The sequence below is a fragment of the Neobacillus niacini NBRC 15566 genome (assembly GCF_001591505.1).
In the GTDB taxonomy this organism is placed as follows: Bacteria; Bacillota; Bacilli; order Bacillales; family Cytobacillaceae; genus Neobacillus; species Neobacillus niacini.
In genome coordinates this window covers 1-23,066 of record NZ_BCVA01000017.1, presented here as the reverse complement: position 1 = coordinate 23,066, position 23,066 = coordinate 1, and the positions used below count along the sequence as shown (strand labels likewise).

The following is a 23,066-nucleotide window of genomic DNA, read 5'->3' as shown; positions in this document are numbered from 1 at the left end:
AAAAGTCCTAAGTGAGGAGAATTCACTTGGGATTTTTTCGTTAAAAAAATGGCCCGTTTTGTAACACTGCCGAGTGTAGAGATTACTCCATTTTTTACACCCTATTTACATCCACCTTTGCCTTTAAATAATAGATAGTTGATTGATAATCTCCTCCACGTTTTGCTTTGTGATGATTTGAACCATTAAATTCTGTTGGCAGTGTTACACCGTGATACATGAGTTCATCGCCATAAAATTCTTTACCATTGTTTTCTATTTCATATAAGAGGTTTGGATCTAATCCTTTCAGTCCAAGTACTTGTTGTTTTTTTGGATTAGGAGTTGCCAGTACTTTATACCAGCCAACTAAGGCTTCTGATTTGTCCTTTGAAACAATCATCCACGCTGTTTCATTGTTTTCAAAAGGGCTAAATAGACGATAAAAATCCCCATCGCGTACAAGCTTTCGTTGCGTTTTATAGAACTGGACCTGCTCCTTAATAACCCTTCTTTCTTCCACACTCAATTCAAGCGGATTAAGTTCGTACCCGAACGTACCAAAGTATGCAGTATTGGCTCTTGTATCAATCGAAGTAGAACGCATTGTTTGATGGTTTGGTGCAGCAGACACATGTGAACCCAAACTATATATTGGATACACAAGTGAAGTCCCATACTGAATTTTTAGCCGTTCGACTGGATCTGTGTCATCACTTGTCCACGCTTGTGGAGCATAATAAAACATACCTGGGTCAAACCTGCCGCCCCCGCCTGCACAGGATTCAAATAATACGTCAGGAAACTCATTTGTTAATTTTTCATATAAAGAATACACACCTAAGATATACCGATGATAGAATTCTCCTTGCTGATCATGTCCTAAGGCGGCCGAATAAGCATCCGTGATATTACGGTTCATATCCCACTTAATATAGGTCAGATGGGTATTTCTAATAATGCCTGCCATTTTCTCATAAATATACTTCACGACATCATTTCTGGAGAAATCCAACACAAGCTGATTTCGTCCAAATGTTAGATGCTCTCCCTGCCTGCCTACAACCCATTCAGGATGACCACGAAATAATTGACTGTTCGGATTGATCATTTCTGGTTCAAACCATAGCCCAAATTTCATCCCCATGTTATTTACCTTTTGTGCCAATGAAGTTAAACCATTCGGTAATTTTTCTTCATTTTCAAACCAATCTCCAAGTGAAGAAGTATCATCATTTCGTTTCCCAAACCAGCCATCATCTAACACAAACAACTCAATCCCAAGTCCCTTCGCACTTTCAGCTATATTTACTAGTTTTTCTTGGTTAAAATCAAAATAGGTTGCTTCCCAATTGTTGATCAAAATAGGTCTCTCATCTGTTTTCCAAGGATCGCGAATTAGCTGATTTCGGTATAAATCATGAAAGGTTTGACTCATTCCATTTAATCCTTCATCAGAATATACCATGACGACCTCTGGAGCTTGAAAACTTTCTTCAGGTGCTAACTTCCACTTAAACTGGTGTGGGTGAATCCCCAGCATCACTCTTGTAACTTGATAATGGTCGACTTCAACCTGAGCTATGAAATTACTACTATAGATAAAATTAAACCCGTATACCTCATTCACATGCTCTGTTGTATCGTTCCTTTTCAACGCAATAAATGGATTATGATGATGCGAACTTGCACCGCGTATACTTGAAATAGAGTGAATTCCTTCTACTAATTTACGTTCTTTTATATGTCTTTCTCTAGACCATGTTCCAGATAAGTGCACCATTGAAAAATCACTATCTGGAAAGTCGATTGAAGAGCTCATGATCTTTTTTAGATACACGTTATCTGAACCGGCATTTTTTACGGTTACACTTCTCGTGATAACAGGAAAATGATGAAAGATGGAATAAGTTAAAAGCAGTTCCGTATCCGTTGTATCATCCAATAACCTAATGGTTAATGTTGTGGACTCATCTCCATCAGCATAGGTAGCAGGCAATCCATCTAGCTTTGGTTTTCCTTTTAAAATTTCATAATCTTTGTAGGTAAAATGATTTCCTATTCTACCTTCACTTGTTTCAAGTTCAATTGCAGCATCACGGAAGTCACCTTTCCCGTAGACAGGGTATTCTTGGCGAGTTGTTTCTAATGAGAAAGCAGGATCATCCTGAAAAAAATGACAACTTGCAGGTGTAGGAACATCATTTTTCTGAAGATGAGAGAAATCATGACGATGTCTTATCGCTTTTCCAAAGTATAAATGACCAAGACCTCCGTTTTTAAGGACATTAACTATATAACTAATTTTTCCATTTGTTAAATGAAATTGATTGGATGGTTCGTTAACAAAGATATACATACATATACTCCTTCCAAGGCTGGATTCTCTTCAAAAATACAAGTAAAGAGCCTGAGATTCATTCAAGCTCTTTACTTGTACATTATTTAATTGGTTGAATCGTGAATTCAAATTCCATGTCTTCATTTGCGTTCACTAGATGTTCAGGGTAAACTGGCGCTCCCCAGCTATCATCACCGCCAACCCCCATTTGTTTTCCCGCTACAGTAACAACTGTATAGTGGACGTTAGGAAGTTCGTAATAATGTGCCGCATTTTCTAATTCAAATGCTGTATACGGTGAAAAATTACATTCTACTGGACGAGAAGCAGAAGAAATCTTCATTCCATGTCCATCACTGTTTGTTAGGTTTACCCAGCGTACTCCAGTACGGTTGCCAGACTCTTGAGGTTTTACATATCCGGATAAATTGTCAGTAACCTTATTGGTAAACACGCCAAGTCTTGCCCCGGCTGCACGATCTGAATAATTCTCTTCAGGTCCCATTGCGTACCATTCTAATTGGTCATAATCCGCAGAAACCTTGAATGAAAGTGCAAAAATCGGCATTTGCGGGAGGTTTTCAGCACCATGATAAACAGATTTAACATGTACACTACCATCTGCTAATACTGTAAACGTATTTTTCACTTCGATTTCTGAATGAATCGAAAACTTATAGGTAAACGTAACCTCTACTTTGTCTTTCTGTTCATTTACATCTAACCCAACAGATTGACGAGCCAGGCTGGCTGCATACCAGCATCCTGAGGTAAACCCTTGAGAAAATCCTTTGTCATTATCAGTAGTTGCCCTCCAAAATAGTGGAAGTAACGGAGCTTCGATCATCTCTCTGCCGCCATATTTCATCGAAATAAGACTTTTGGCTTTTCTACAAAACATAATGGAAAAATCAGTTCCATGCACACCAATGTTTTGAGTTCCATATGCTACCCTTAGATTTCCACTAGGAACCTGTGCAATTTTTTGGATATCCTCAAACACATATTGGCCAAAGGCAATTTCATAACCAGCGTCCGCCCAAAGCTGTTCCTCTTTTAGTTTCATTGATGTGTGGATGACATATTCTCCAGCTTCATTTACTAATTCAGCCGGCCATTTAAATTCAACTCGACCTTCACTTTGCGGTAAAATCACCACTTGTTCCTGATTCCGATATAATTCTTTGCCCTCAAGGAATAGAATGTATTCCAAATCATAGGCAGATGTATCTTCAAATAAACTTTCATTACGAATGGTAACCCCATATTTATCAACGTTTAGCTTCATATTCTGATATAAATATTTTACTTCCTGCATTTTTGGTGACAACTCACGATTGGAATAGACAATCCCATTCGTACAGAATCCATAGTCTGAAGGACGGTCTCCAAAATCTCCACCATATGCAAAAAACTCTTGACCATAGCGGTCCTTCTTTACGAGCGATTGATCAATATAATCCCAAATAAATCCACCTTGATACATCGGATATTTAGTTTCAAATGCTGTGTATTTGTCCATGCCTCCAAGAGAATTCCCCATCGCATGCATATACTCACAGCTTATATAAGGCTTTTGTGGGTTATCATTCAAATATTCCTCAATATCTGCCGGCTTCGCATACATCCGGCTTTCCATATCACTAGTGTCGTTATAGTCACGATTATGGAATACACCCTCATAATGAACAAGACGGCTTGGGTCAACAGATTTGAAGTAACGGGAAACATTTAGGATTACCTCACCTGCATATGACTCATTACCACATGACCAAATTAATATAGATGGATGGTTCTTGTCTCTTTGGACCATAGAAACGGCCCGGTCTAAGACAATATTCTGCCATTCTGGTTTGTTGCCGGGAATATTCCGTGAAGGTTCAACCACTCCCATCCATTGCCATGTACCATGTGTTTCTAAATTCATTTCATCAATCACATAGATACCATATTCATCACATAACTCGTACCAATAACTTTGATTTGGATAATGAGAAGTACGAACTGCGTTGATATTGTTTTGTTTCAATGTTTTAATATCCCAAAGCATATCTTCTTTTGTAATCGCACGGCCACTACGGCAATTGAATTCATGACGGTTTACACCTTTGAACACAATTCTTTCGCCATTTAGACGCATGATTTTATCAACGAGCTCAAACTTTCGGAACCCGACCTTTTGGGGAATGACTTCTACAAGTTCATCTGAAGTGTTAAAAATTTGGATATAGAGTTTATACAAATAAGGATTTTCCGCACTCCAAAGTTTCGGAGCTTCTATTTCCATCAATACTGAACTATTTTCACCCGTAAGCTCGCTGGTTATTTTAGCTACAGTGTTCCCTTTACGATCATAAAGCTCTGCTGCTATTTTAGACCCTGCGGGAACGGTGGGCAGCAGCCTTAAATCTACTTTAAGCTCTCCATTCTTATAGGAAGAGTCAAGATCGGTATGGATGTGGATATCTTGTGCATGAATTTCAGGTACTGTATAGAGATAAACATCCCTAAAAATACCAGAAAATCTCCAAAAGTCTTGATCTTCAAGCCAGCTGCCAGTACTTCGCTGGAAAACCTCAACCGCAAGTTTATTCTCTCCTTTTGTTAGAAAAGGAGTTAAATCAAACTCAGCAGGTGTGAAGCTGTCTTCACTGTAACCAACAAATTCTCCATTTAACCAAACAAAGAAAGCAGACTCGACACCTTGAAAAGAAATATAAACAGGCTTGTTGTCCATATTCCCAGGTATATTAAAGACCTTCACATAGCTGCCAACTGGGTTAAAATCCGTTGGGATTTCCGGTGCCTGGACATCTCTATGCCCATCCCATGGATAGATGGTATTCACATATTGTGGAGTTCCATATCCTTGTAACTGAATATGTCCTGGGACTACAATATTCCCCCAAGCCGAGCAGTCAAAGTCACGCTCGTAAAAGCGCTCTGGTCTTGAGTCAGGGTTAATCGAATAATGAAATTTCCAATTTCCATTCAAATCATGACGCATTTTCATTGTAGAAGCTTTTTTTGCTTCCTCCATTGTTTCATAGTACACATGATCGGAATGTGCCGGAACCCTGTTAACGGCAAACATATTTAAATCTGTAAGCCAATCTATAGAAGGAGTTCGCACTTGTTTATTTTCATTGATTTGAGTATTTATCATGTTCCTACTCTTCCTTTCTATTCATCGTTCAAACGCTGTAAATTATTTTACGGACCCCATCATCCCTGCTACGAAATGTCTTTGGAGCAAGAAGAAAATCAGTGCTGTTGGTAAAGTTGCGATCACAATGGTTGTCATAATAATCCCGAAGTCTGGTGAAGAACTAGACCCAAGATTCGATATGAGCAATGGAATCGTATGGTTTTCAGGAGATTGCAGGACAACGAGTGGCCATAAATAGTTATTCCAGCTTGCCATAAATGTAATAATGGCAGCTGCTGCATAGGTTGTTTTCATTGTAGGTACAAATATGCGGAAGAAAACACCAAGTTCTGTTAAACCATCGATTCTTCCAGCTTCAAGCAGCTCTCTAGGAAACATCTTTGTATTTTGTCTGAAGAAAAAGATCAGAAAAGCCGTCGTAATGCTTGGTAACATTGCCGATGTTAATGTATCAATCCCAATCCCAGGTGCAATTTGCGAGATAGTCCCAAACATTCGGAATAACGGTATCATTAGCGCAGCAAAAGGAATCATCATCGAAACAAGCAAAATCGTAAATACAACATCTTTTGCTTTACTTCTATATATTTCAAATCCGTAACCTGCAAGAGACGCGATAATTAGAGATAAAACAGTTGTTGCCATAGTAATGATTGCTGAGTTTACTAAAGCAGGAACAAGATCAACTGTATTCAAAAGATTTTGGAAATTCTCCACTAAATGGGTTCCTGGTAATAATCTCCCTTTGGTAACATCAACGGATTTATTTGTTGCACTAACGATCATCCAGATAAATGGAAAGATAGAAATGATCGCGAAGATTGATAGAATACTATAAATGAATGTTCGTTTAATTTTATGCATTTTTATCACCTGCTACTTTAAACTGAATGATAGAAAAGATGACAATCATGATAACAATTGCATAGGAAACTGTCGCAGCATAACCAAAATCAGGAGTATATTTGAATGATAGATTATAGATATATTGGGAAATGGTTAATGTTGCATTTCCTGGTCCACCCTTTGTTATATTCATAACTTCATCAAACAATTGAAGCGTACCGATGGTTGATGTAATCGATGTAAATAGGATGATGGGCTTCAGCATTGGAATTGTAATTTTAAAGAATTGTTGAAATGCATTTGCACCATCAATTTTAGCTGCTTCATAAATAGAGTTATCCACGTTTTGAAGAGCAGATAGATAGAAAATCATATTGTAGCCTGTCCAACGCCATGTGATCGCAATGATAATAGTTACTTTTGCCCAAAAAGGATCCGTTAACCATTGTATCGGCTCTGATATGAGTGAAAAATTTATGAGCATTTGGTTAATGATACCGTCGGAACCAAATAAATATTTGAATACGACGGAATACGCTACAAGTGATGTAATACATGGTAAAAATATCGCAGTTCGGAAAAATCCTTTTAGTTTCAATTTTTTATCATTTAACAAAACCGATATAAGCAATGCCAGAATAATCATGATTGGTACCTGGATGATGAGATAGGTGACTGTGTTTTTCACTGCAGCTATAAATGTCGGATCTGTAAATAACCGAATGTAATTATCGAAACCGACAAATTGTAGATTGGAGCCTGCACCTGATTGAAAAGAAAGAATAAGTGCCTGTGCCATCGGATAGAAATAAAATAAACCAATCATTAACGTTGCGATTGTTATAAAGGACCAGCCGATCAGTCCATTTTTTATACGAAGTTTGTTATTAGATTTTCTTGGTTTCTGCTGTATGGTTTGCTTCGTAGCTGCTTGCAGCAATTTTTTCAACTCCCTACTTAAATCTATATAAGAATAGCCTCGGAAGAGCGAGGCTAATTCAAGGTAAATTATTTAATTTGCGTTTCCGCTTGTTGTTGAGCTTCTTTTAATACTTTATCAAGGTCTTGACCAGCAAGGTAATTCTGCATAGCAACAACTAAAATATCCTCAATCGCATATGTGTGCATACCATAGTTTACTTGTGGAATTTCTTCAGCCCACTTTGAAAAATCTGATACAATGGACTGACCGCCAAAGAATTCATCTTTTGTCTTATATGCTTCTCCCTCAGCAGCTGGGATATAAGTGCCGATCGCACCGATTTCAGTTACAAACTTTTGATATAAATCTACATTTGAACCAAAAGTCTTTGTTAAGAAATCGACTGCATTCTCTTTACCTGGAACATCTAGAACGTACCATGATGCACCGCCTAAGTTAGAGGCATTTACGGATTCCATCCCCGGAAGACTAGGATGTGGCACAACTGCCCATTTGCCTGATTGTGAAGCCTCCGCTTTTATGGAAGGAGTAATCCAGTTACCAGTCGTTACTGTTGCTACTTCGCCGCCATTAAATGTAGCTAAGAACTCATTCCAGTCAGAATGGAAGTTCATTAAATCATTATCAACTAGTTCCTTATAAATTTTAAAAGATAGTTTAAGAGCCTCATTATTTGCTAAATCTATAGTAGTACCATCTTCCTTCACATACCATTTACCTGCTGACTGAATCATTGTTCTGAGTATTCCTAAATCATTCGGGTCATAAGTTAGTAGTCGTTTACCAGTTGCCTCTTTTACTTTCTTTCCTATTTCAATGTATTCTTTCCAATCGATGTTTTGTAAATCTTCAACTGTATAACCTGCTTCTGCTAAATAATCTGTTCTAACGTATAATCCAGTTGCCCCAGTATCAAATGGAAGTCCGTAGTTTTCACCATCTACACTTGTTGCTTCCACTTTATATTGAACAAAATCTTTTGTTTCAAAAGATCCAGTTAATGGATGGAACATATCTGGATATGCTTGAAGGAAACTTTTGGCACGATAATCTTCAATTAACACAATATTAGGTAATCCCTTGGTAGTGCCGGAACTTAATGACGTATTAAGTTTTTGAACAATGTCATCTTGTGCGTTTTCAATAATATTCACTTTAAGATCTGGATTCTCAGATGCATAAGCTTCTTTCGCTAATTCTAATGCCTTAATGTTAAAGTTTGGATCCCACGCCCAAACAGTAATTTCATTTGCATCCGCTGAGCCTTTCTCTGATTCAGTACCATTTGAAGACCCAGAAGAACACGCAGCCAACAAAAGCATACATACCATTATTAATGCTAATAGTTTCTTCACCTTTTAACCCCCTAAGATTATAAGTTATTATCTTGTAAGCGTTATCCATCTTACAATTACAATGTTATCATCACTTAGAGAGCACGAGTTAGGACGATATTTTTGTAAATTTGTGATATTTTTGTTTATTGAATGCGTTTCCATTAATTTACTTGTATTATTTTTAGTTTCTATGACTATTTTTCGTTCTGACCGAATGGAAGTGAAATTCGAACCTTCGTCCCTTCACCTATTTTACTTGAGATTGTAACACCATAAGCTTCACCATAAATCAACCGAATACGCTCATCGACGTTGCGAACACCTATCCCGCTAAACCTCTCCCTTTTGCGATTCGTATGCGGAAGTTTGTTATCTGCAGATACTTCCATTCCGTCACCATTATCCAATACCTCACATATAAGGGTTTCCCCTTCCTTCCATACGAGGACATTAATCGTCCCTCCTCTCTTTTGATTGAAACCATGAAAGAAGGAATTCTCAATAAAGGGTTGTAAAATTAGTTTAGGAATTTGAATACAGTTACACTCTGGCTCTATGAAATAATTTACTCTAATCCGTTCACCATAGCGTTTCTGATTTATTAAAGCATAGCTCTTTAAATTGTCTATTTCTTGCTTGACGGTAATCGTCTCACTAATATTACCGATTGTATTTTGTAATAAAGATATCAAGGCATTAACCATTTCAACTGCTTCTTCTTTTCCACCTTGCTGTACCATGAATTTGATTGAAGTTAACGTATTGTATAAGAAATGTGGATTGATTTGCTGCTGCAATACTGCTAATTCTGCGTTTCTTTTTTGTTTTTGGGTCAGTACAAGGGTATTCACATACTCATGAAGCTCATCAAGCATAGAGTTGAAGGCTTGACCAATTTGTCTTGTTTCGTACGTGCCTGTTTCTGGTATATATCGATCAAATTCATTCTTTGGGGTATTTTCAATTTGTTTCACTAGATTGGACAAAGAATTTGTAACCTTTCTTGAAGCAAAAAACACAATGATAATTGCTAGAAAGATGAATAGTAAACAGATAAGTACAATCGACTTTTTATCAATAATATTTTCAAAAGCAGCTTTCTTATCAATTAAATTTACTAAGTACAAATCGAAGGTAGGCAAATACTCTATCATGATCAGATGGTCTGTACCCTTAAAATCAGCATTCATATACTTCTTTTCTTGCTTCTCTAGCTGGACTGCATAATCCAAGAGTTCCACTTCTTTATTTCCAATCAACTCAGTACGATTACTCGATAAAATGGTACCAGACTGATTCATGACTAACACATCATTACCTAAGCTTGTATAGCTGTTATAAAATTTTCTAAAATCCCTTTCTTGAATCGTAAAGTACATCGTTCCATAAATATATTTTGAAGTTGGCTCCATAAAAGCCTTTGAAGCAACAATCATGCCGCCCTGTGTTTGATCTTTTGTATGTTCTAAATGAAATAACAGTTTTTTTGGATGTTTGAGTGTGTTTTTGGTAATGAAGTGATTCTGCAGCACTTTATCAGATTTTGCCCATGAAGGCCTTTCTGGTACTGCAAAACTAACCCCATTCATACCATAAATCACAATCTCAACATCATAAGCTTCTACACTTGTTTTGATATTGTCCATTTGTTTTTTTACATTATAATAATAGGTTCCCAGCATTCGGTTTGAGTGCGTACCGGAGAGGAAACCCTTAATTGTTCCATTGTTCATCAAGTTATTTGAAGCAATCACAATCGAGTAATGAAATGTACCTAAACTTTCCTTGATCTGCTCCATAACCTTACTATTGTTAAAACTAAAACGATCAATAAAAAACTGCTCTGACATCCGGAATGTCGTCCAAGTGATAAGTGAGGAAATGGTAACAATAATTAGTACGGTGATAAGAAACATTTTACTAAATAGGCTGTTATGTCTAAATCGTTCAGGTTTTATTCTCATATGCATCCCATCTTTAACTTTCAAGTATGTTTTCTTCTAAATTTGCTAGGTGACATGCCATTCATCTTTTTAAATACTTTACAGAAATAGCTGTGATCTGAATAACCTACCATTCCGCTAATCTCTGAAATCGGTGCTGAGTCCTTAAGCAGGAGCTGTGAAGCCTTTTCAATTCGGACCTTATTCAAATACTCACTAAACCCCTCTTTATTATGTGTAGAAAAATAGTTAGACAAATAGGATGGATTAAAATGAAAATGTTCTGCTACATCGGCAAGGCTGAGTTGATCTGCATAATGGTCGTCGATATATTGCAAGAGTTTCTTCATATTCAAATTACTAGGGTGATTTCTCTCAGAATGTACGTATTTGTTCACTTCATCAATGAATTTATTTAAATGTTCTACTGTCTCCTTAGCTGAATTAGCCTCGTTAATGGCCCTAAAATACTCATACTTAGAACTCACTATTTCAGATACATCGTATTCCATGTTATTTAGAATGACAGTAATGGTAAAGATGATATTTTCAAAGAATGATTTAAATTCAAATACATCCGTTGTGTAACATTTTGAAAATATAGATACATATTCTTGCAAATAGCTGAAAGCTTCTTGGAAACGACTATGCTTACATTCTTTTGTGAACCATTCCATGTTAAAAGTTTCAATATCTGGTATTTCTCGTTGTAAATCGTATTCCTCTAGAAGAGGGATGTTTGAAAAGTAAAATCTATATTGTAGCAATTTTGTTACCTTTTCATTATAGATATATCCTATTTGTGATAGATCAGAGAATGGTTCTGTCAAGACAAAGCACGTGTCTGTATAGGTTTCCACAGCCCTTTTTGCGAAATCAAGGACCTCCTGGGACTTGTCATTGTTTACATTTAGAATGATTACAGTTTCATTTTTATCAAAGGTAATGACATGATAGTTTGCTTGGCCTAGAGAAGTTTGATACTGCTGGGTGATACTTTCTTGTATTTTAGTGTGACCTTCTCTAGGGATATTTTCACTAAAAACTACACCTAATAAATGAAAGCTGTTATAGGGGAATACCCTCGCTAATAGCTCTGCTTCATAATCCGCCGCTTCAAACCCAGACATTAACTTTTCAATGACATGATTTACAGACATTCGCTCCTGCTGTTTTGTTTGATATGTATCAGTAGTTGGTATTCTACTCACTGCTTTATTTAGCACTTCTAAAAGCGTACTTGCCTCAAGCTTAGGCTTTAATATATAATCAACCACTCCACTTTGAAAGGTAGAACGAACGTAGTCAAATTCCCCAAAACTGCTGAGTATAATGATTTCAATTTCTGGATATTTTGATTTAATAATTCTTGTCAATTCTTCTCCATCCATAATAGGCATTACAATATCAGTTAAAACAATGTTTGGATGAGTTCGTTCAATTATTTCAAGTGCTTCCTTACCATTAGAGGCTTCACCTACTATCTGAAAGCCTTCTTGCTCCCAATTAAGGTAATGTTTTATGCCCTGTCTTATTAAAATTTCATCATCTACAATAACAATTTTACATAGTTCTTTCGTTGACATATGCTCACCTCTGAAGCTAATCATATTTACAAATATTCACACATTTATTATACACATCAAAACTTGGATTTCGCATATGTTCTATAAAGATGGCAGCGAATACCAAATATAGGTTATTATTTTCAAGTGAATTTCTTGTAAATAACCTATACAATTTTGTAAGAGATTTCTAAAAATGCCTTACCCTTTTGTCCTCGATATTTAAATATAGGGGGAGCGAGGCTAATGAAATTTTACTAATATAAAATTGGGAGATATTAAAGGATTCTTCGAAATTCACAGTAGTTGTCTAAACAGAATTGTTTAGCAGTAAAGAAGGAAATTTTTCGCAAGGGGAATTAGTGCTTTGAGGCATGGTTCTTTTTTAGCAAAAATTTTAAGGTTTAATAATTTTATCTATTAAAAAGGTTGGACTAGAAATCAAGAGGATTTCTAGTCCAATAAATAACTTACAAAGAGTTGGTTACATTTTAAGATCCTAGAGTGCCTTATTTATCTTTGGATACTAATTTTAGTGGGGCTCCTATCATCTTCTTTACCTTTTTCCCCTGCAAAATGTCGCTTGCCGCTTCAATCGCAAGCTTACCGATTAGCTCTGGCTGTTGAGCAACTGTCGCTTCCATATTTCCTGATTCTATCGCATTTAAGGCATCGTCATTCCCATCAAATCCAATGACGATAATTTCCTTACCAGAGCTATTAATTGCCTCAATAGCGCCCAATGCCATTTCATCATTATGAGCAAATACCGCTTTAATATCAGGATTGGCCTGCAGAAGGTTTTCCATAACGGTTAGTCCTTTTGTACGATCAAAATCAGCTGCTTGTTTAGCAGTTACATTCAACTTTTGATCTGCTACGTTATGGAATCCCTGACCTCTTTCACGTGTGGCGGATGCCCCGGGAACTCCCTCTAATTCTATCACTTGTGTATTTTCACCAAGCTTTTCAATAATATAATTTGCAGCCATTTCTCCGCCCTTGATATTATCTGAAGCTACTAATGCTTCTACTTTTCCTTTATCTGCTGAACGGTCCAACGTAACTACTGGTATGCCAATATTATTTGCTGATTGAACAGCCGTTGAAATGGCAGCGGAATCAGTCGGATTAATAAGCAGAGCATCCACACCTTGCTGAATGAGATCCTCTACGTCATTTACTTGTTTTGCCGAGTCATTTTGTGCATCTACGATAATAACTTCCATACCCATTGCTTTTGCTTCTTTCACCACTCCATCCTTTAAAGAAACAAAAAACGGGTTATTTAATGTAGATACTGATAAACCAATTTTAATATCTTCCAAACTTTCTTTTTTATCCGGTTTTGCCCATTCAGGCGGCTGCATAGAACAAGCACTTAGGAGCAAAAGTGTTAGTGTTAGACATAAAGCTAATAATTTTTTCATCAAGATCTCTCCTTATGCTACTTTTTACGGTCAAGCAATACTGCAATTAGTATAACGATCCCCTTGACCACCATTTGATAGAAAGATGATACTCCAAGAAGATTCAGGCCGTTATTTAAGGTACCGATGATTAAAGCACCGATTAATGTTCCAAAAATTCTTCCTTTCCCTCCTGATAAGCTTGTCCCTCCTAATACAACTGCTGCAATCGCATCAAGTTCATATGAAGTACCTGCTGTAGGCTGTGCAGAATTTAAACGAGATGTTAGGATTGCTCCTGCCAGAGCTGCAAGCATTCCGGAAAGACTATAAATCATGACTTTTACTTTTGGTACTTTAATTCCTGAAATTAATGCAGCTTTTTCATTTCCACCAATCGCATATGTTTTGCGGCCGAATGGAGTTTTATGAAGAATAATGAATAAGACAACAAATGTAAGAATCATCGTAACCGCTGGAACAGGTATTCCTAGAAAATAACCACGGCCAAATAATTGAAATAAGTAATTATCACCAAGACCCGTAATCGGGTTTCCACCAGTATAAACAAGTGTTAATCCTCTAAAGATTGTCATGGTTGCTAGAGTTGCGATAAACGGAGCCATTTTTCCCTTGGTAATGAACAATCCGTTTACCATTCCCATCAATCCGCCTAGAATACATCCAATTAGTATTGCAAGAATTGGGTCTATACCAGATACCATCATTCCTGCTGTTAACGCACTTGATAATGCAAGAATAGCCCCAACGGATAAATCGATTCCGCCCGTTAAAATAACAAACGTCATACCAAATGCAATAAGTGCATTAATCGCAACTTGTCTTAATAAATTTAATATATTCAAGGGTTCGAGAAAACTAGGATTTAATATCGATACAATAATAATCAATATAATCAAACCAAGTAAGGGTCCTAACTTTTGAGTGATGGCATTCATCATATTTGTTTTAGGTTTTGTCACTGCATTAATGGAATTCATCTCACTGACCTCCTGTTGCCAATGTCATAATTTTTTCTTGGGTAGCAGCCTCTTTCGATAACTCACCATTTATTTTTCCTTCATGAACGACGAGGATTCGATCACTCATACCAAGGACCTCAGGCAATTCTGAAGATACCATGATGATGGCTACACCCCGATCTGTTAATTCATTCATTAGATCATAAATTTCTCTCTTCGCTCCAACATCTACTCCTCTAGTCGGCTCATCTAAAATAAGTAATTTCGGCCCGATTCCAACCCACTTGGCAATGACCACCTTCTGCTGATTTCCCCCTGATAGCTTTCCAACCGCAATATCTGGGGACTCCGTTTTTACTGTCAAGCGTTTGATTAACATAGTCACAAAGTCTGTCTCACTTTTTTCATTGATGATCCCTTTGGGAGCGAAGCTATAGAGTGTTGGCAGCACCATATTATCTCTTATAGAGAAATCTAGAATTAACCCTTCATCTTTGCGATCCTCTGTAATGAATCCGATTCCTGCTTTGACAGCTTGGTCCGGTGTTTTGATTGTCACTTTTTTTCCTTTCAACCAAATTTCACCGTGATCAAACCCACCTAGACCAAAAATCGCCCTCATGATTTCTGTCCTTCCGGCTCCCATCAAACCTGAAACCCCGACTATTTCGCCAGCACGTACAGAAAAATTCACATCTTCAAATTGTCCTTTTTTTGTCAACCCCTTTACCTGAAGAACGATTTCACCAAGGTTAGGATTTCGGTTAGGAAAGCGGTCTGTTAATTCCCTGCCAACCATTTTCCTGACGACTTCATCAAAATTTGTTTCTGGAATCGCCTTCGTGTCAACGGTTTTCCCATCCCGCATGACGGTAATCCTGTCACAGATGGCAAAAATCTCCTCCATCCGATGTGAAATATAGACAATTGATACGCCTGCCTTTTTTAAAGAAGAAATAACATCAAAGAGTTTGCTGATTTCCCTTTCTGTTAATGCAGCAGTAGGTTCATCCATAATAATCACTTTTGCTTCTGTCATTAAAGCTTTAGCAATCTCAATCATTTGCTGCTCCCCAACAGAGCAATTCCCCGCCTCTTTATCTAACGGTATTGATACTGCTAATCTATCAAACTGTTTTTTTGCCAGCGCTTTCATTTCGGCTATTTTTAAAAGGCCAAAAGAATTCTTTAGTTCCTTTCCAATAAATAAGTTTTCTAAAACAGTCATATCAGGCCATATATTTAATTCTTGGTGTATAAAGGTTATTCCACATTGCTCCGCTTCTTTTGGGTTCTTAAAATAAGTTTCCTTCCCATCAATTGTGATGATTCCCTTATCTCGAGCATGAAGACCAGTAAGTACGTTCATCATCGTTGATTTCCCCGCACCATTCTCCCCCATTAGGGCATGCACTTCGCCATCTAATAACTCAAAATCAACACCTGTTAAAACTTGATTGGCTCCAAATGCTTTATAGATGTTTTCCATCGTAATACGCATATTTATCACCTCATCTTTTAGAAAAATACTCCAGATTGTAAAATACAGTTTGCATATGGTGTAATTTCACCTGTACGAATTACTGCTTTAGCCTGTTTTGTTAATTGTTTAAACTCCTCATGGGATACGTGTTCAATTTCCTTATCAGCGAATTTACCTTTTAAATAGGCTGCATGTTTAGGATTTCCTTCTTCTATTTCAGTGGCTATCGTGACTTTTTCAATCACCATATCCTCTTCAATGGCATTGACTACATCTATAAATAAAGGCATGCCTGGTTTAATTGCTAAATCAATCTTCTTAATCCCTTCTGGAATAGGCAAACCCGCATCTGCTATCACAATAAAATCAGTATGACCAAGGTCAGATAATACCTTCGATATATCGCTGTTTAATATTCCATAACGTTTCACTTCTATAAACTCCCTTCTACTTCTTCTCTTGTTGGCATACCACCCTGTGCGCCGAATTTTGTTACAGATAATGATGCAGCGCGATTTGCAAAACGAATGCTATCTTTTATGCTTTTACCCTCCGCTACGGCAACTGCGAATGCCGCATTAAATGTGTCGCCTGCACCAGTTGTATCAACTGCTTCAACCACATAAGCAGGGACAAGCACCTCATTCTCACCATCATAATAGCGGACTCCATTTTTACCTTCTGTAATCAATAGTTTATTTGGATACTCTTTTAAAGCTTCATGGATGTCCTTGTTCTCGAAAAGAACCGAAGCTTCCCATTCATTTGGTGAAATATATGTTGCCTTTTCAATCACAGTTTTACTAATAGATCTTGCGGGTGCTGGATTTAGCAGTAAAGGTACATCGTTTGAAAAGCAAATTTCTGCTACATACTCCACTGTTTCCTCCGGGATCTCCTGCTGAATTAGTACAATATCAGATTCACATATTACATCCAATGCCTTTTCCACAAAATTAGGAGTGACATCATTGTTTGCGCCCTTTACCACAATAATGCTGTTATCGCCTTCTGCAAGGGTAATATGTGCTGTTCCTGTTTCTGAATGTGTAACCGGTTTCACATAGGTTGTAACAACACCATTGGAAATGAAATTATTAACGATTTCTTCACCAAACCCATCGTCACCTACACAACCCACCATATACACTTCAGCACCAAGCCTTGCAGCTGCGACAGCCTGGTTAGCTCCTTTGCCACCAGGGACTGTCTTAAAGCTCTCCCCAAGAATCGTTTCCCCTTTATTTGGCCGCTTTGAAGCGGTTACAACCAAATCCATAGAAGAACTGCCAATTACCGTGATTTTAGTCATTTTACTCAACCTTTCTTGTCGTTTGCCGCTCAATAAATGTAACAGGCATTTGAATATTCTTTTGCACTAACGGCTGTTTTCCAATAATTTTTATTAATAGTTTTGCTGCTTCTCTTCCCATATCATAGGCTGGCTGCCTAATGGTAGAAAGCGGCGGGAAAAGCAGCTTACTAAGCGGTATATCATCATAGCCGATTATTTGTAAGTCATCCGGAATTGATCTTCCTATTCGCAGCGCCTCATGTAAAATCGCTGCAGCACTAAGATCATTACTGGCAATAATCCCATCTGTTTCAGGAAATTTTTCAAATAATGTTTTCGCCATTTTTTCAGCGTCGTGAAAACTAAACGATGACGTAATAACCTGAAAATCCACGTTCGCATTACATAGCTCATCGACTGCACCTTTGAATCTATCTTGTGCTGTCCTTAATTCAATAGGTCCCCTCAGTAAAGCAATTCGCTTACTTCCCCTTCTGATGATTTCATGTGCTGCCTTTTTTCCCCCATCCAATCCGTCTGCATAAACGGAAGGATGACTCTTTGTGATCCGATCCAGAAACACCACGGGAAAAGATAAGTCTTCATAAAGTTCTGTTTCAGCTTGATTTGTTGCTGAAATAATCCCAATTACATTATTTTGTTTAAACGTTTGTATATAATCTATTTCTTTTTCAGGCTTTTCATCAGCATTTCCAATAATTAAATGGAGCCCTTGTTCTTGCATTTCATCCTCTACTCCACGGGCCAGCTCAGGAAAGAATGGATTTCGAATATCCGGCAGCAATAATCCAATTAATCTAGACTTTTTCTTAAAAAGAGATCTTGCCACTTCATTTGGTTTGTAGTTTAATTCTTTAATTGCCTCGTTTACTAGCTTCCTAGTATCTTCATGTGAATAACCTTTATTGTTTAATACTCTCGAAACGGTCGCCACAGATACTCCAGCTTTTTTGGCAACATCGCGTATGGTAACCATTGATTCACCTCTAATGTGTAACCGGTTACACATATAGTAACATACTCCTTTTTTTGACGCAACAATTGATTTAAGAATATATTTTGTTAAGTAAGGAGTGAACTAGCTCTCTCCCATGCGACATGGTCTCAATGTTACTAAATGGTAAAGAATAAAATATAATTTACGCAATCTTTCTGAACAACTGCCTACACTGTGCCTTATTATATAATCTCATAATGCACAGTCAGGAGTATTTGTATGCCAAGAGAAACGAATAAACAGCCGATTGAAGTGGCAAATATAACCAGCCCGACCTTGAACTCAAGGCTTGGCAGATATTTTATAGGCAAAACAGAATTACTGAATTTCGGCGGCGGATATTATGCCTGGGGCGGAATAGTAAACCCTATTAATTCCGGAGTCAATCTATATATCGATATTTTTACCATAACAAACTTTTCAAATCAAAATTTTATCAGTGAAGTATGGTTAAATGCCAATCCGCCTAAAAAAGCAGTTGCCTCCTTCAATGTAACTCCAACAAATCAGTCTATCTCACCACCTCCAATACCTAGAGCGGTAATGACATATGCTGATTATTCCACTGAGCTCATGACTAAAGGTGTGAATATTTTTGATAGAATTGTTACTCCAAATTCAACTCTTGTAAGCGATTCACACAATGGCTCGATCATTATTGGTCCAGGAGGTTCCTTCTCAATAATTCTAAGGCCTCCTGGATATCAATACATCAAAGGGACAATCGTTGTGACCTGGTGGGAGGAAAAAAATGAATTATCAGTTCAAGCATGATTATGATCATGTAAAACACCCTAATGAGGTTACCGTTTTGCCCGAAAATGTATATCATTCCTATCTTGGTGAGTGCTTTCTTGGTCAAACTGAAATCATATCCTTAGGAGATGGATACAATGGATGGGGCGGGTCAATCAACCCAGCTGACTCCAAAGTGAATATATTTTTGAATGCCTATACCATTAGCAACTATTCCAATGAGCCATTAACCACTGAAGCTTGGCTAAGCAGCATACTTCCCGGAACAGGAAAAACATCTCCTAATTTTGCTGCTGGGAACCAAGCCATGATTCCGCCGCCACTCCCCAAGGCTGAAATTAAAAATGCCAGCTTCGTTTCAGGAAAACCCAGAGGTGGTACCTACGCCTTTGTAAGAAGGGTTGAACCGCCTGTAACCCTTACAAAGCATGATTTTCAAGGTATGTTTATCATCCCTCCAGGAAGTTCCTTTTCCTTATATTTTTTGTCCCCAGGGAAAAGCCAGGTTAATGCAAGAATCGCCTTTGGCTGGTGGGAGGAAAAAGTGTAAAGGATTGTTAGGTTGCAGGTAAATTTATCATAAAGCCAAAAATACCAAGTTTTTTTAAAACTGGTATTTTTGGTTCTTACTATTCTTTTATTCATTTCATTAAGCTTCAACTATCACTGTCGAGCTTAAGCTTTGTTATTTTAGCATGGTTGCTTGGAGGAATTCTTGTGTACGCTGCTCTTTTGGATGATCAAAGAAATCATTTGGCCGATTTCTTTCAATAATTCTGCCATCGTCCATGAAGACAATCCAATCAGCAACCTCACGGGCGAAGCCCATTTCATGGGTAACCACTACCATGGTCATTCCTTCATCAGCTAACTCTTTCATGGTTGCCAATACTTCACCAACAAGCTGCGGATCAAGGGCAGATGTCGGTTCATCAAAAAGCATGATATCGGGCTTCATGGCCAGCGACCTGGCAATTGCCACCCGCTGCTTTTGACCACCGGACAATTTGCTAGGATAAACATTCGCCTTATCAAGAAGACCCACCTTTTGGAGCAGCTCCTTTGCTTCGGCAATGGCCTGGTCTTTTGGGATTTTCTTTACCATGGTAGGTGCTTCAATGACATTTTCAAGAACGGTTTTATGCGGAAATAGATTAAAGTGCTGGAAAACCATCCCCACCGTTTGGCGGACAGAATTAATATTGTGGGTTTCCGGGCTAATCTCTTCCCCGCGAATTGAAATTCTCCCACCTTGCCTTTTTTCTAAAAAGTTAAGGCAGCGCAGCAGAGTACTTTTACCTGAGCCAGAGGCTCCCACCAAGCAGACAACTTCACTTTCATACACGGACATATTTATATCTTTTAATACATGTAAACTGCCATAAGATTTATGTAAGTTTTCTATTTTAATCATTTCTCGATCATTCACTTTAACGTCCTCCTATCGATCACTAACTGCCAATCTCTTTTCGAACAAGCTCACCAGCATGGTTAATACGGCAACAAGTACTAGATAATAAACGGCTACAATTAACAAGTAGGTCATTTCATCGAAATTATTGGAACCCAGTGTCGTCGAAACATTGAACAGCTCATTCATGGATATAAAAGCTGCCAGAGATGAATCTTTAAGTCCAATAATAAATTGGTTTCCAAGAGGAGGCAGTGCCCGCTTGAAAGCCTGTGGAAGAATAATACGGCGCATAGCTAGTATTCTAGTCATTCCGAGAGAGCGTGCCGCTTCCATTTGTCCTTTATCAATGGACTGAATCGTCCCTCGGAAAATTTCTGCAATATAGGCACCATTATGGAAGGCTAGTGCAAGTGCTGCTGCCCAAAAGTCAGGAATGAGGAAAATTCCACTGAAGCCAAAATACAGAATAAAAATCTGGACAATGAGCGGGGTTCCCCTTACAAGGAATACATACGCATTTGAAATATACTCCAAAACTTTAATCCTTGAAATTTTTAAAAGAGCAAAAAATAATCCGAATAAAATCCCAATTAAAATAGAGACAACCGTAAGTTTTAACGTTAACAACGCTGCATCTATGAATAGGTCTTTACTGCTGATAAAGGTATGTAAAAAATGCGAAAAACTAGGCAAAATAACGACATCCTTTCTTTCTAACTATTAATCTATTATTCAGGCTTTTTCGTAATATCCTCCCCGAAATACTTTTGACTGATTCGGGATAGTGTTCCATCGTTATGGAGTTTTTCAAGCGCTTCATTTACCCGCTTGAGCAGGTGTGGATTATCCTTCGGAATAACAATAGCTTGTTCACTCCGCTCGATTAACTGCTGCCCCTGAATTTTGAACCCTTCCTTTTTTGCACTTTTACCAGTGACAAAATCGGTTATAACCGCGTCATGCCGGCCAATACTTAGCGCTTTTAATGCGGTAATATCACTGTCATACATTTTAATATTGCTGGTATACTTTTTGGCTGTCTCCGCATAGGTGGAGCCCTTTGCCACGGCAACTTCTTTTCCTTTTAAGTCATCTACTGTTTTAATCTCGCTGTCAGGTCTTGTGAAGATCTGTGGACCTGAGTAATAGTAGGGTGTAGAAAAATCAACTTGTTTGGCGCGCTCAGGGTTAATGGTGTGGCTGGCAACGGCTGCGTCAGCCCGTCCCGTTTTAATACCCTCGATGAGTCCTTTGAATTTCATCCTCTTCTGTACTGGTTCAAGACCCAGTTCTTTTCCGACTGCGTTACCTACCTCAATATCGAAACCAGTCATCGATAAATCATCATTGTTAACATAGCTAAAGGGCTTAAATTCTCCTGAGGCTGCATAAATAAATTTCTGTTTATCTATCAGCTTTGTTCCATCAGCCAGCTGGTCCTTTTGGATACAGCCAGTCAGCATCCCCATCAGAAACAAGCACGATAGAATCATTATGTATCGTTTTTCCATGCTTGATTTTCTCCTCTCTCATTCAAGCTATACCGTTACTTTTCCAGCATTTTGAAAAGGACTGCCCTTCTGCTTCAGAAGCAGAAGGGCAGTCCCCATGTTTCATTCACGAAGCTCAAAAGTTTTGCAAGCTGTTTCTTCCACAGTATCAGCCTCTCTGCTGCCGTGTGGACCTATAACATAAATGGAGTCCGCTACACATTGGTCGCCATCAGCCCAATATTTACAGTTTTCAACATTACATTTCACTTCCAGTTTCATAATGTGCCACCCCCTCTAATAGGTTTTCTCTTTTAATACCCCCTTCAAAGTTGGTTGAAACAAGATTTTTCTACTAATCTTTGCCCCTGCCCAAGTAGCCTATCTATTTAGAATCCTTTATTCTTTAAAAAAATTGGAATTCTCCATAGGGATTTCTGAAATAATTTTTAATAAAAAGGCTCTGTTAAAACTGAATATTGATTTCACTGTGTTTGGAAAATAAGCGGAGAATTTCCGTTTAAATAGGGAAATACCCATATTTCCTTTAAAACAGGCGGAGTTTTTCCGCTTAATGTATCCAAATCCTCGGATTTTGTCTTATTTAAAGCAGTTAACCGGAATATCTCCGCTTATAACTGCTCCAAAGGTCCCTCTATAGATAATAGCCGGAAATTCTCCGCCTATGGATTCTCACCCCTGGTACGAAAATCAACAATGAAAAATAACAGAGCCAATAAAAAAATGTAATTTAGGAATTCCTCCATTCTTGATGTTGCCGCTATTTCAAGCGATTTTTAAAATGTACACCATTAAATTATGTTTTAGATTACCGTATTCAACAGAGCTTATATCTACTGCAGCAAGGTGATTCTAATATTACCGAAGTTGCTTATCATGTTGGTTTTAATAGTACAAGCTATTTTATTAATAAATTCAGAGATTGTATAAACATGACTCCTTTGGCGTACAAAAAAATAAAATGAATAATGGCGAAGATAGTGTTCTTAATGAGGTGAATTACTAGGTGATACAAAGAAGGTTTACAGAAGTTGATATTTTAAGCTCTTTATTATAAAAAAAACGACTGTGTTAT

The 23,066-nt window shown here is 37.7% G+C and carries 19 protein-coding genes and 1 pseudogene; 3 read left to right on the top strand and 17 right to left on the bottom strand.

Features of this window, described 5'->3' with window-relative positions; translation table 11 throughout:
- Positions 1-94: 94 nt before the first annotated feature.
- From BANA01_RS14190 to BANA01_RS14130, 13 genes are all read right to left on the bottom strand, one after another.
- On the bottom strand, positions 95-2,338 hold the full coding sequence (locus tag BANA01_RS14190) for an alpha-galactosidase (RefSeq protein WP_063253594.1): 2,244 nt from the start codon (positions 2,336-2,338) through the stop codon (positions 95-97).
- A gap of 82 nt (positions 2,339-2,420) precedes the next feature.
- Entirely contained in the window at positions 2,421-5,486 is a 3,066-nt protein-coding gene (lacZ, locus tag BANA01_RS14185) for a beta-galactosidase, LacZ type (protein WP_063253593.1), read from the bottom strand.
- Positions 5,487-5,528: 42 nt separating this feature from the next.
- Positions 5,529-6,353 carry a carbohydrate ABC transporter permease gene (locus BANA01_RS14180; RefSeq protein WP_063253592.1) on the bottom strand — a complete coding sequence of 275 codons (825 nt, stop codon included), beginning with the start codon at positions 6,351-6,353 and terminating at the stop codon, positions 5,529-5,531.
- Complete coding sequence (locus BANA01_RS14175) at positions 6,346-7,209, bottom strand: carbohydrate ABC transporter permease (protein ID WP_411834095.1); 864 nt, start codon at positions 7,207-7,209, stop codon at positions 6,346-6,348. Before BANA01_RS14175 ends, BANA01_RS14180 begins: the two co-directional genes overlap by 8 nt.
- Positions 7,210-7,343: 134 nt before the next feature.
- Positions 7,344-8,633 carry an ABC transporter substrate-binding protein gene (locus BANA01_RS14170; protein ID WP_063253591.1) on the bottom strand — a complete coding sequence of 430 codons (1,290 nt, stop codon included), beginning with the start codon at positions 8,631-8,633 and terminating at the stop codon, positions 7,344-7,346.
- A 176-nt stretch (positions 8,634-8,809) separates the two neighbouring features.
- Entirely contained in the window at positions 8,810-10,579 is a 1,770-nt protein-coding gene (locus tag BANA01_RS14165; protein ID WP_063253611.1) for a cache domain-containing sensor histidine kinase, read from the bottom strand.
- A gap of 20 nt (positions 10,580-10,599) precedes the next feature.
- Positions 10,600-12,144 carry a response regulator transcription factor gene (locus BANA01_RS14160; RefSeq protein WP_063253590.1) on the bottom strand — a complete coding sequence of 515 codons (1,545 nt, stop codon included), beginning with the start codon at positions 12,142-12,144 and terminating at the stop codon, positions 10,600-10,602.
- 488 nt (positions 12,145-12,632) lie between these two features.
- Positions 12,633-13,553 (bottom strand): ribose ABC transporter substrate-binding protein RbsB, encoded by a 921-nt coding sequence (gene rbsB / locus BANA01_RS14155; protein ID WP_063253589.1) that lies wholly within the window; start codon positions 13,551-13,553, stop codon positions 12,633-12,635.
- Positions 13,554-13,570: 17 nt separating this feature from the next.
- Positions 13,571-14,533 carry a ribose ABC transporter permease RbsC gene (gene rbsC / locus BANA01_RS14150; protein WP_063253588.1) on the bottom strand — a complete coding sequence of 321 codons (963 nt, stop codon included), beginning with the start codon at positions 14,531-14,533 and terminating at the stop codon, positions 13,571-13,573.
- 1 nt (position 14,534) lies between these two features.
- The gene (locus BANA01_RS14145) at positions 14,535-16,016 is read right to left on the bottom strand and encodes a sugar ABC transporter ATP-binding protein (protein ID WP_063253587.1); all 1,482 of its coding nucleotides are present in this window, start codon (positions 16,014-16,016) and stop codon (positions 14,535-14,537) included.
- Positions 16,017-16,033: 17 nt separating this feature from the next.
- Positions 16,034-16,429 carry a D-ribose pyranase gene (rbsD, locus tag BANA01_RS14140; protein WP_063253586.1) on the bottom strand — a complete coding sequence of 132 codons (396 nt, stop codon included), beginning with the start codon at positions 16,427-16,429 and terminating at the stop codon, positions 16,034-16,036.
- A 2-nt stretch (positions 16,430-16,431) separates the two neighbouring features.
- On the bottom strand, positions 16,432-17,310 hold the full coding sequence (gene rbsK, locus BANA01_RS14135; RefSeq protein ID WP_063253585.1) for a ribokinase: 879 nt from the start codon (positions 17,308-17,310) through the stop codon (positions 16,432-16,434).
- A 1-nt stretch (position 17,311) separates the two neighbouring features.
- Positions 17,312-18,289 carry a LacI family DNA-binding transcriptional regulator gene (locus tag BANA01_RS14130; RefSeq protein WP_063253584.1) on the bottom strand — a complete coding sequence of 326 codons (978 nt, stop codon included), beginning with the start codon at positions 18,287-18,289 and terminating at the stop codon, positions 17,312-17,314.
- 240 nt (positions 18,290-18,529) lie between these two features.
- Here BANA01_RS14130 and BANA01_RS14125 point away from each other — a divergent pair, with 240 nt between their 5' ends.
- Entirely contained in the window at positions 18,530-19,084 is a 555-nt protein-coding gene (locus BANA01_RS14125) for a DUF6143 family protein (protein WP_063253583.1), read from the top strand.
- Positions 19,062-19,616 carry a DUF6143 family protein gene (locus BANA01_RS14120; protein WP_063253582.1) on the top strand — a complete coding sequence of 185 codons (555 nt, stop codon included), beginning with the start codon at positions 19,062-19,064 and terminating at the stop codon, positions 19,614-19,616. Before BANA01_RS14125 ends, BANA01_RS14120 begins: the two co-directional genes overlap by 23 nt.
- Positions 19,617-19,751: 135 nt before the next feature.
- Here BANA01_RS14120 and BANA01_RS14115 read toward each other — a convergent pair whose 3' ends face one another.
- The 4 genes from BANA01_RS14115 to BANA01_RS29140 form a co-directional block, all read right to left on the bottom strand.
- A complete protein-coding gene (locus BANA01_RS14115; RefSeq protein WP_063253581.1) occupies positions 19,752-20,495 on the bottom strand; it encodes an amino acid ABC transporter ATP-binding protein in 744 nt (247 codons plus the stop codon).
- Between the two features lie 12 nt (positions 20,496-20,507).
- Positions 20,508-21,173, bottom strand: a complete 666-nt coding sequence (locus BANA01_RS14110; RefSeq protein ID WP_063253580.1) for an amino acid ABC transporter permease — start codon at positions 21,171-21,173, stop codon at positions 20,508-20,510.
- A 35-nt stretch (positions 21,174-21,208) separates the two neighbouring features.
- Entirely contained in the window at positions 21,209-21,991 is a 783-nt protein-coding gene (locus BANA01_RS14105; protein WP_063253579.1) for a transporter substrate-binding domain-containing protein, read from the bottom strand.
- Positions 21,992-22,093: 102 nt separating this feature from the next.
- Positions 22,094-22,252: a DUF1540 domain-containing protein gene (locus BANA01_RS29140; protein WP_082799528.1), complete on the bottom strand. Its 159-nt coding sequence runs from the start codon at positions 22,250-22,252 to the stop codon at positions 22,094-22,096.
- A 491-nt stretch (positions 22,253-22,743) separates the two neighbouring features.
- Here BANA01_RS29140 and BANA01_RS29135 point away from each other — a divergent pair.
- A pseudogene (locus tag BANA01_RS29135) lies at positions 22,744-22,956 on the top strand (helix-turn-helix transcriptional regulator); the annotation flags it as partial.
- Between the last annotated feature and the right edge of the window lie 110 nt (positions 22,957-23,066).

What these genes read in the sequence shown, in the direction of transcription:
- BANA01_RS14190 (WP_063253594.1), bottom strand. Translation starts at nt 2,338, where the DNA reads ATGTATATCTTTGTTAACGAACCATCCAATCAATTTCATTTAACAAAT.
- lacZ (WP_063253593.1), bottom strand. Translation starts at nt 5,486, where the DNA reads ATGATAAATACTCAAATCAATGAAAATAAACAAGTGCGAACTCCTTCT.
- BANA01_RS14180 (WP_063253592.1), bottom strand. Translation starts at nt 6,353, where the DNA reads ATGCATAAAATTAAACGAACATTCATTTATAGTATTCTATCAATCTTC.
- BANA01_RS14165 (WP_063253611.1), bottom strand. Translation starts at nt 10,579, where the DNA reads ATGAGAATAAAACCTGAACGATTTAGACATAACAGCCTATTTAGTAAA.
- BANA01_RS14160 (WP_063253590.1), bottom strand. Translation starts at nt 12,144, where the DNA reads ATGTCAACGAAAGAACTATGTAAAATTGTTATTGTAGATGATGAAATT.
- rbsB (WP_063253589.1), bottom strand. Translation starts at nt 13,553, where the DNA reads ATGAAAAAATTATTAGCTTTATGTCTAACACTAACACTTTTGCTCCTA.
- rbsC (WP_063253588.1), bottom strand. Translation starts at nt 14,533, where the DNA reads ATGAATTCCATTAATGCAGTGACAAAACCTAAAACAAATATGATGAAT.
- BANA01_RS14145 (WP_063253587.1), bottom strand. Translation starts at nt 16,016, where the DNA reads ATGCGTATTACGATGGAAAACATCTATAAAGCATTTGGAGCCAATCAA.
- rbsK (WP_063253585.1), bottom strand. Translation starts at nt 17,310, where the DNA reads ATGACTAAAATCACGGTAATTGGCAGTTCTTCTATGGATTTGGTTGTA.
- BANA01_RS14130 (WP_063253584.1), bottom strand. Translation starts at nt 18,289, where the DNA reads ATGGTTACCATACGCGATGTTGCCAAAAAAGCTGGAGTATCTGTGGCG.
- BANA01_RS14125 (WP_063253583.1), top strand. Translation starts at nt 18,530, where the DNA reads ATGCCAAGAGAAACGAATAAACAGCCGATTGAAGTGGCAAATATAACC.
- BANA01_RS14120 (WP_063253582.1), top strand. Translation starts at nt 19,062, where the DNA reads ATGAATTATCAGTTCAAGCATGATTATGATCATGTAAAACACCCTAAT.
- BANA01_RS14105 (WP_063253579.1), bottom strand. Translation starts at nt 21,991, where the DNA reads ATGGAAAAACGATACATAATGATTCTATCGTGCTTGTTTCTGATGGGG.
- BANA01_RS29140 (WP_082799528.1), bottom strand. Translation starts at nt 22,252, where the DNA reads ATGAAACTGGAAGTGAAATGTAATGTTGAAAACTGTAAATATTGGGCT.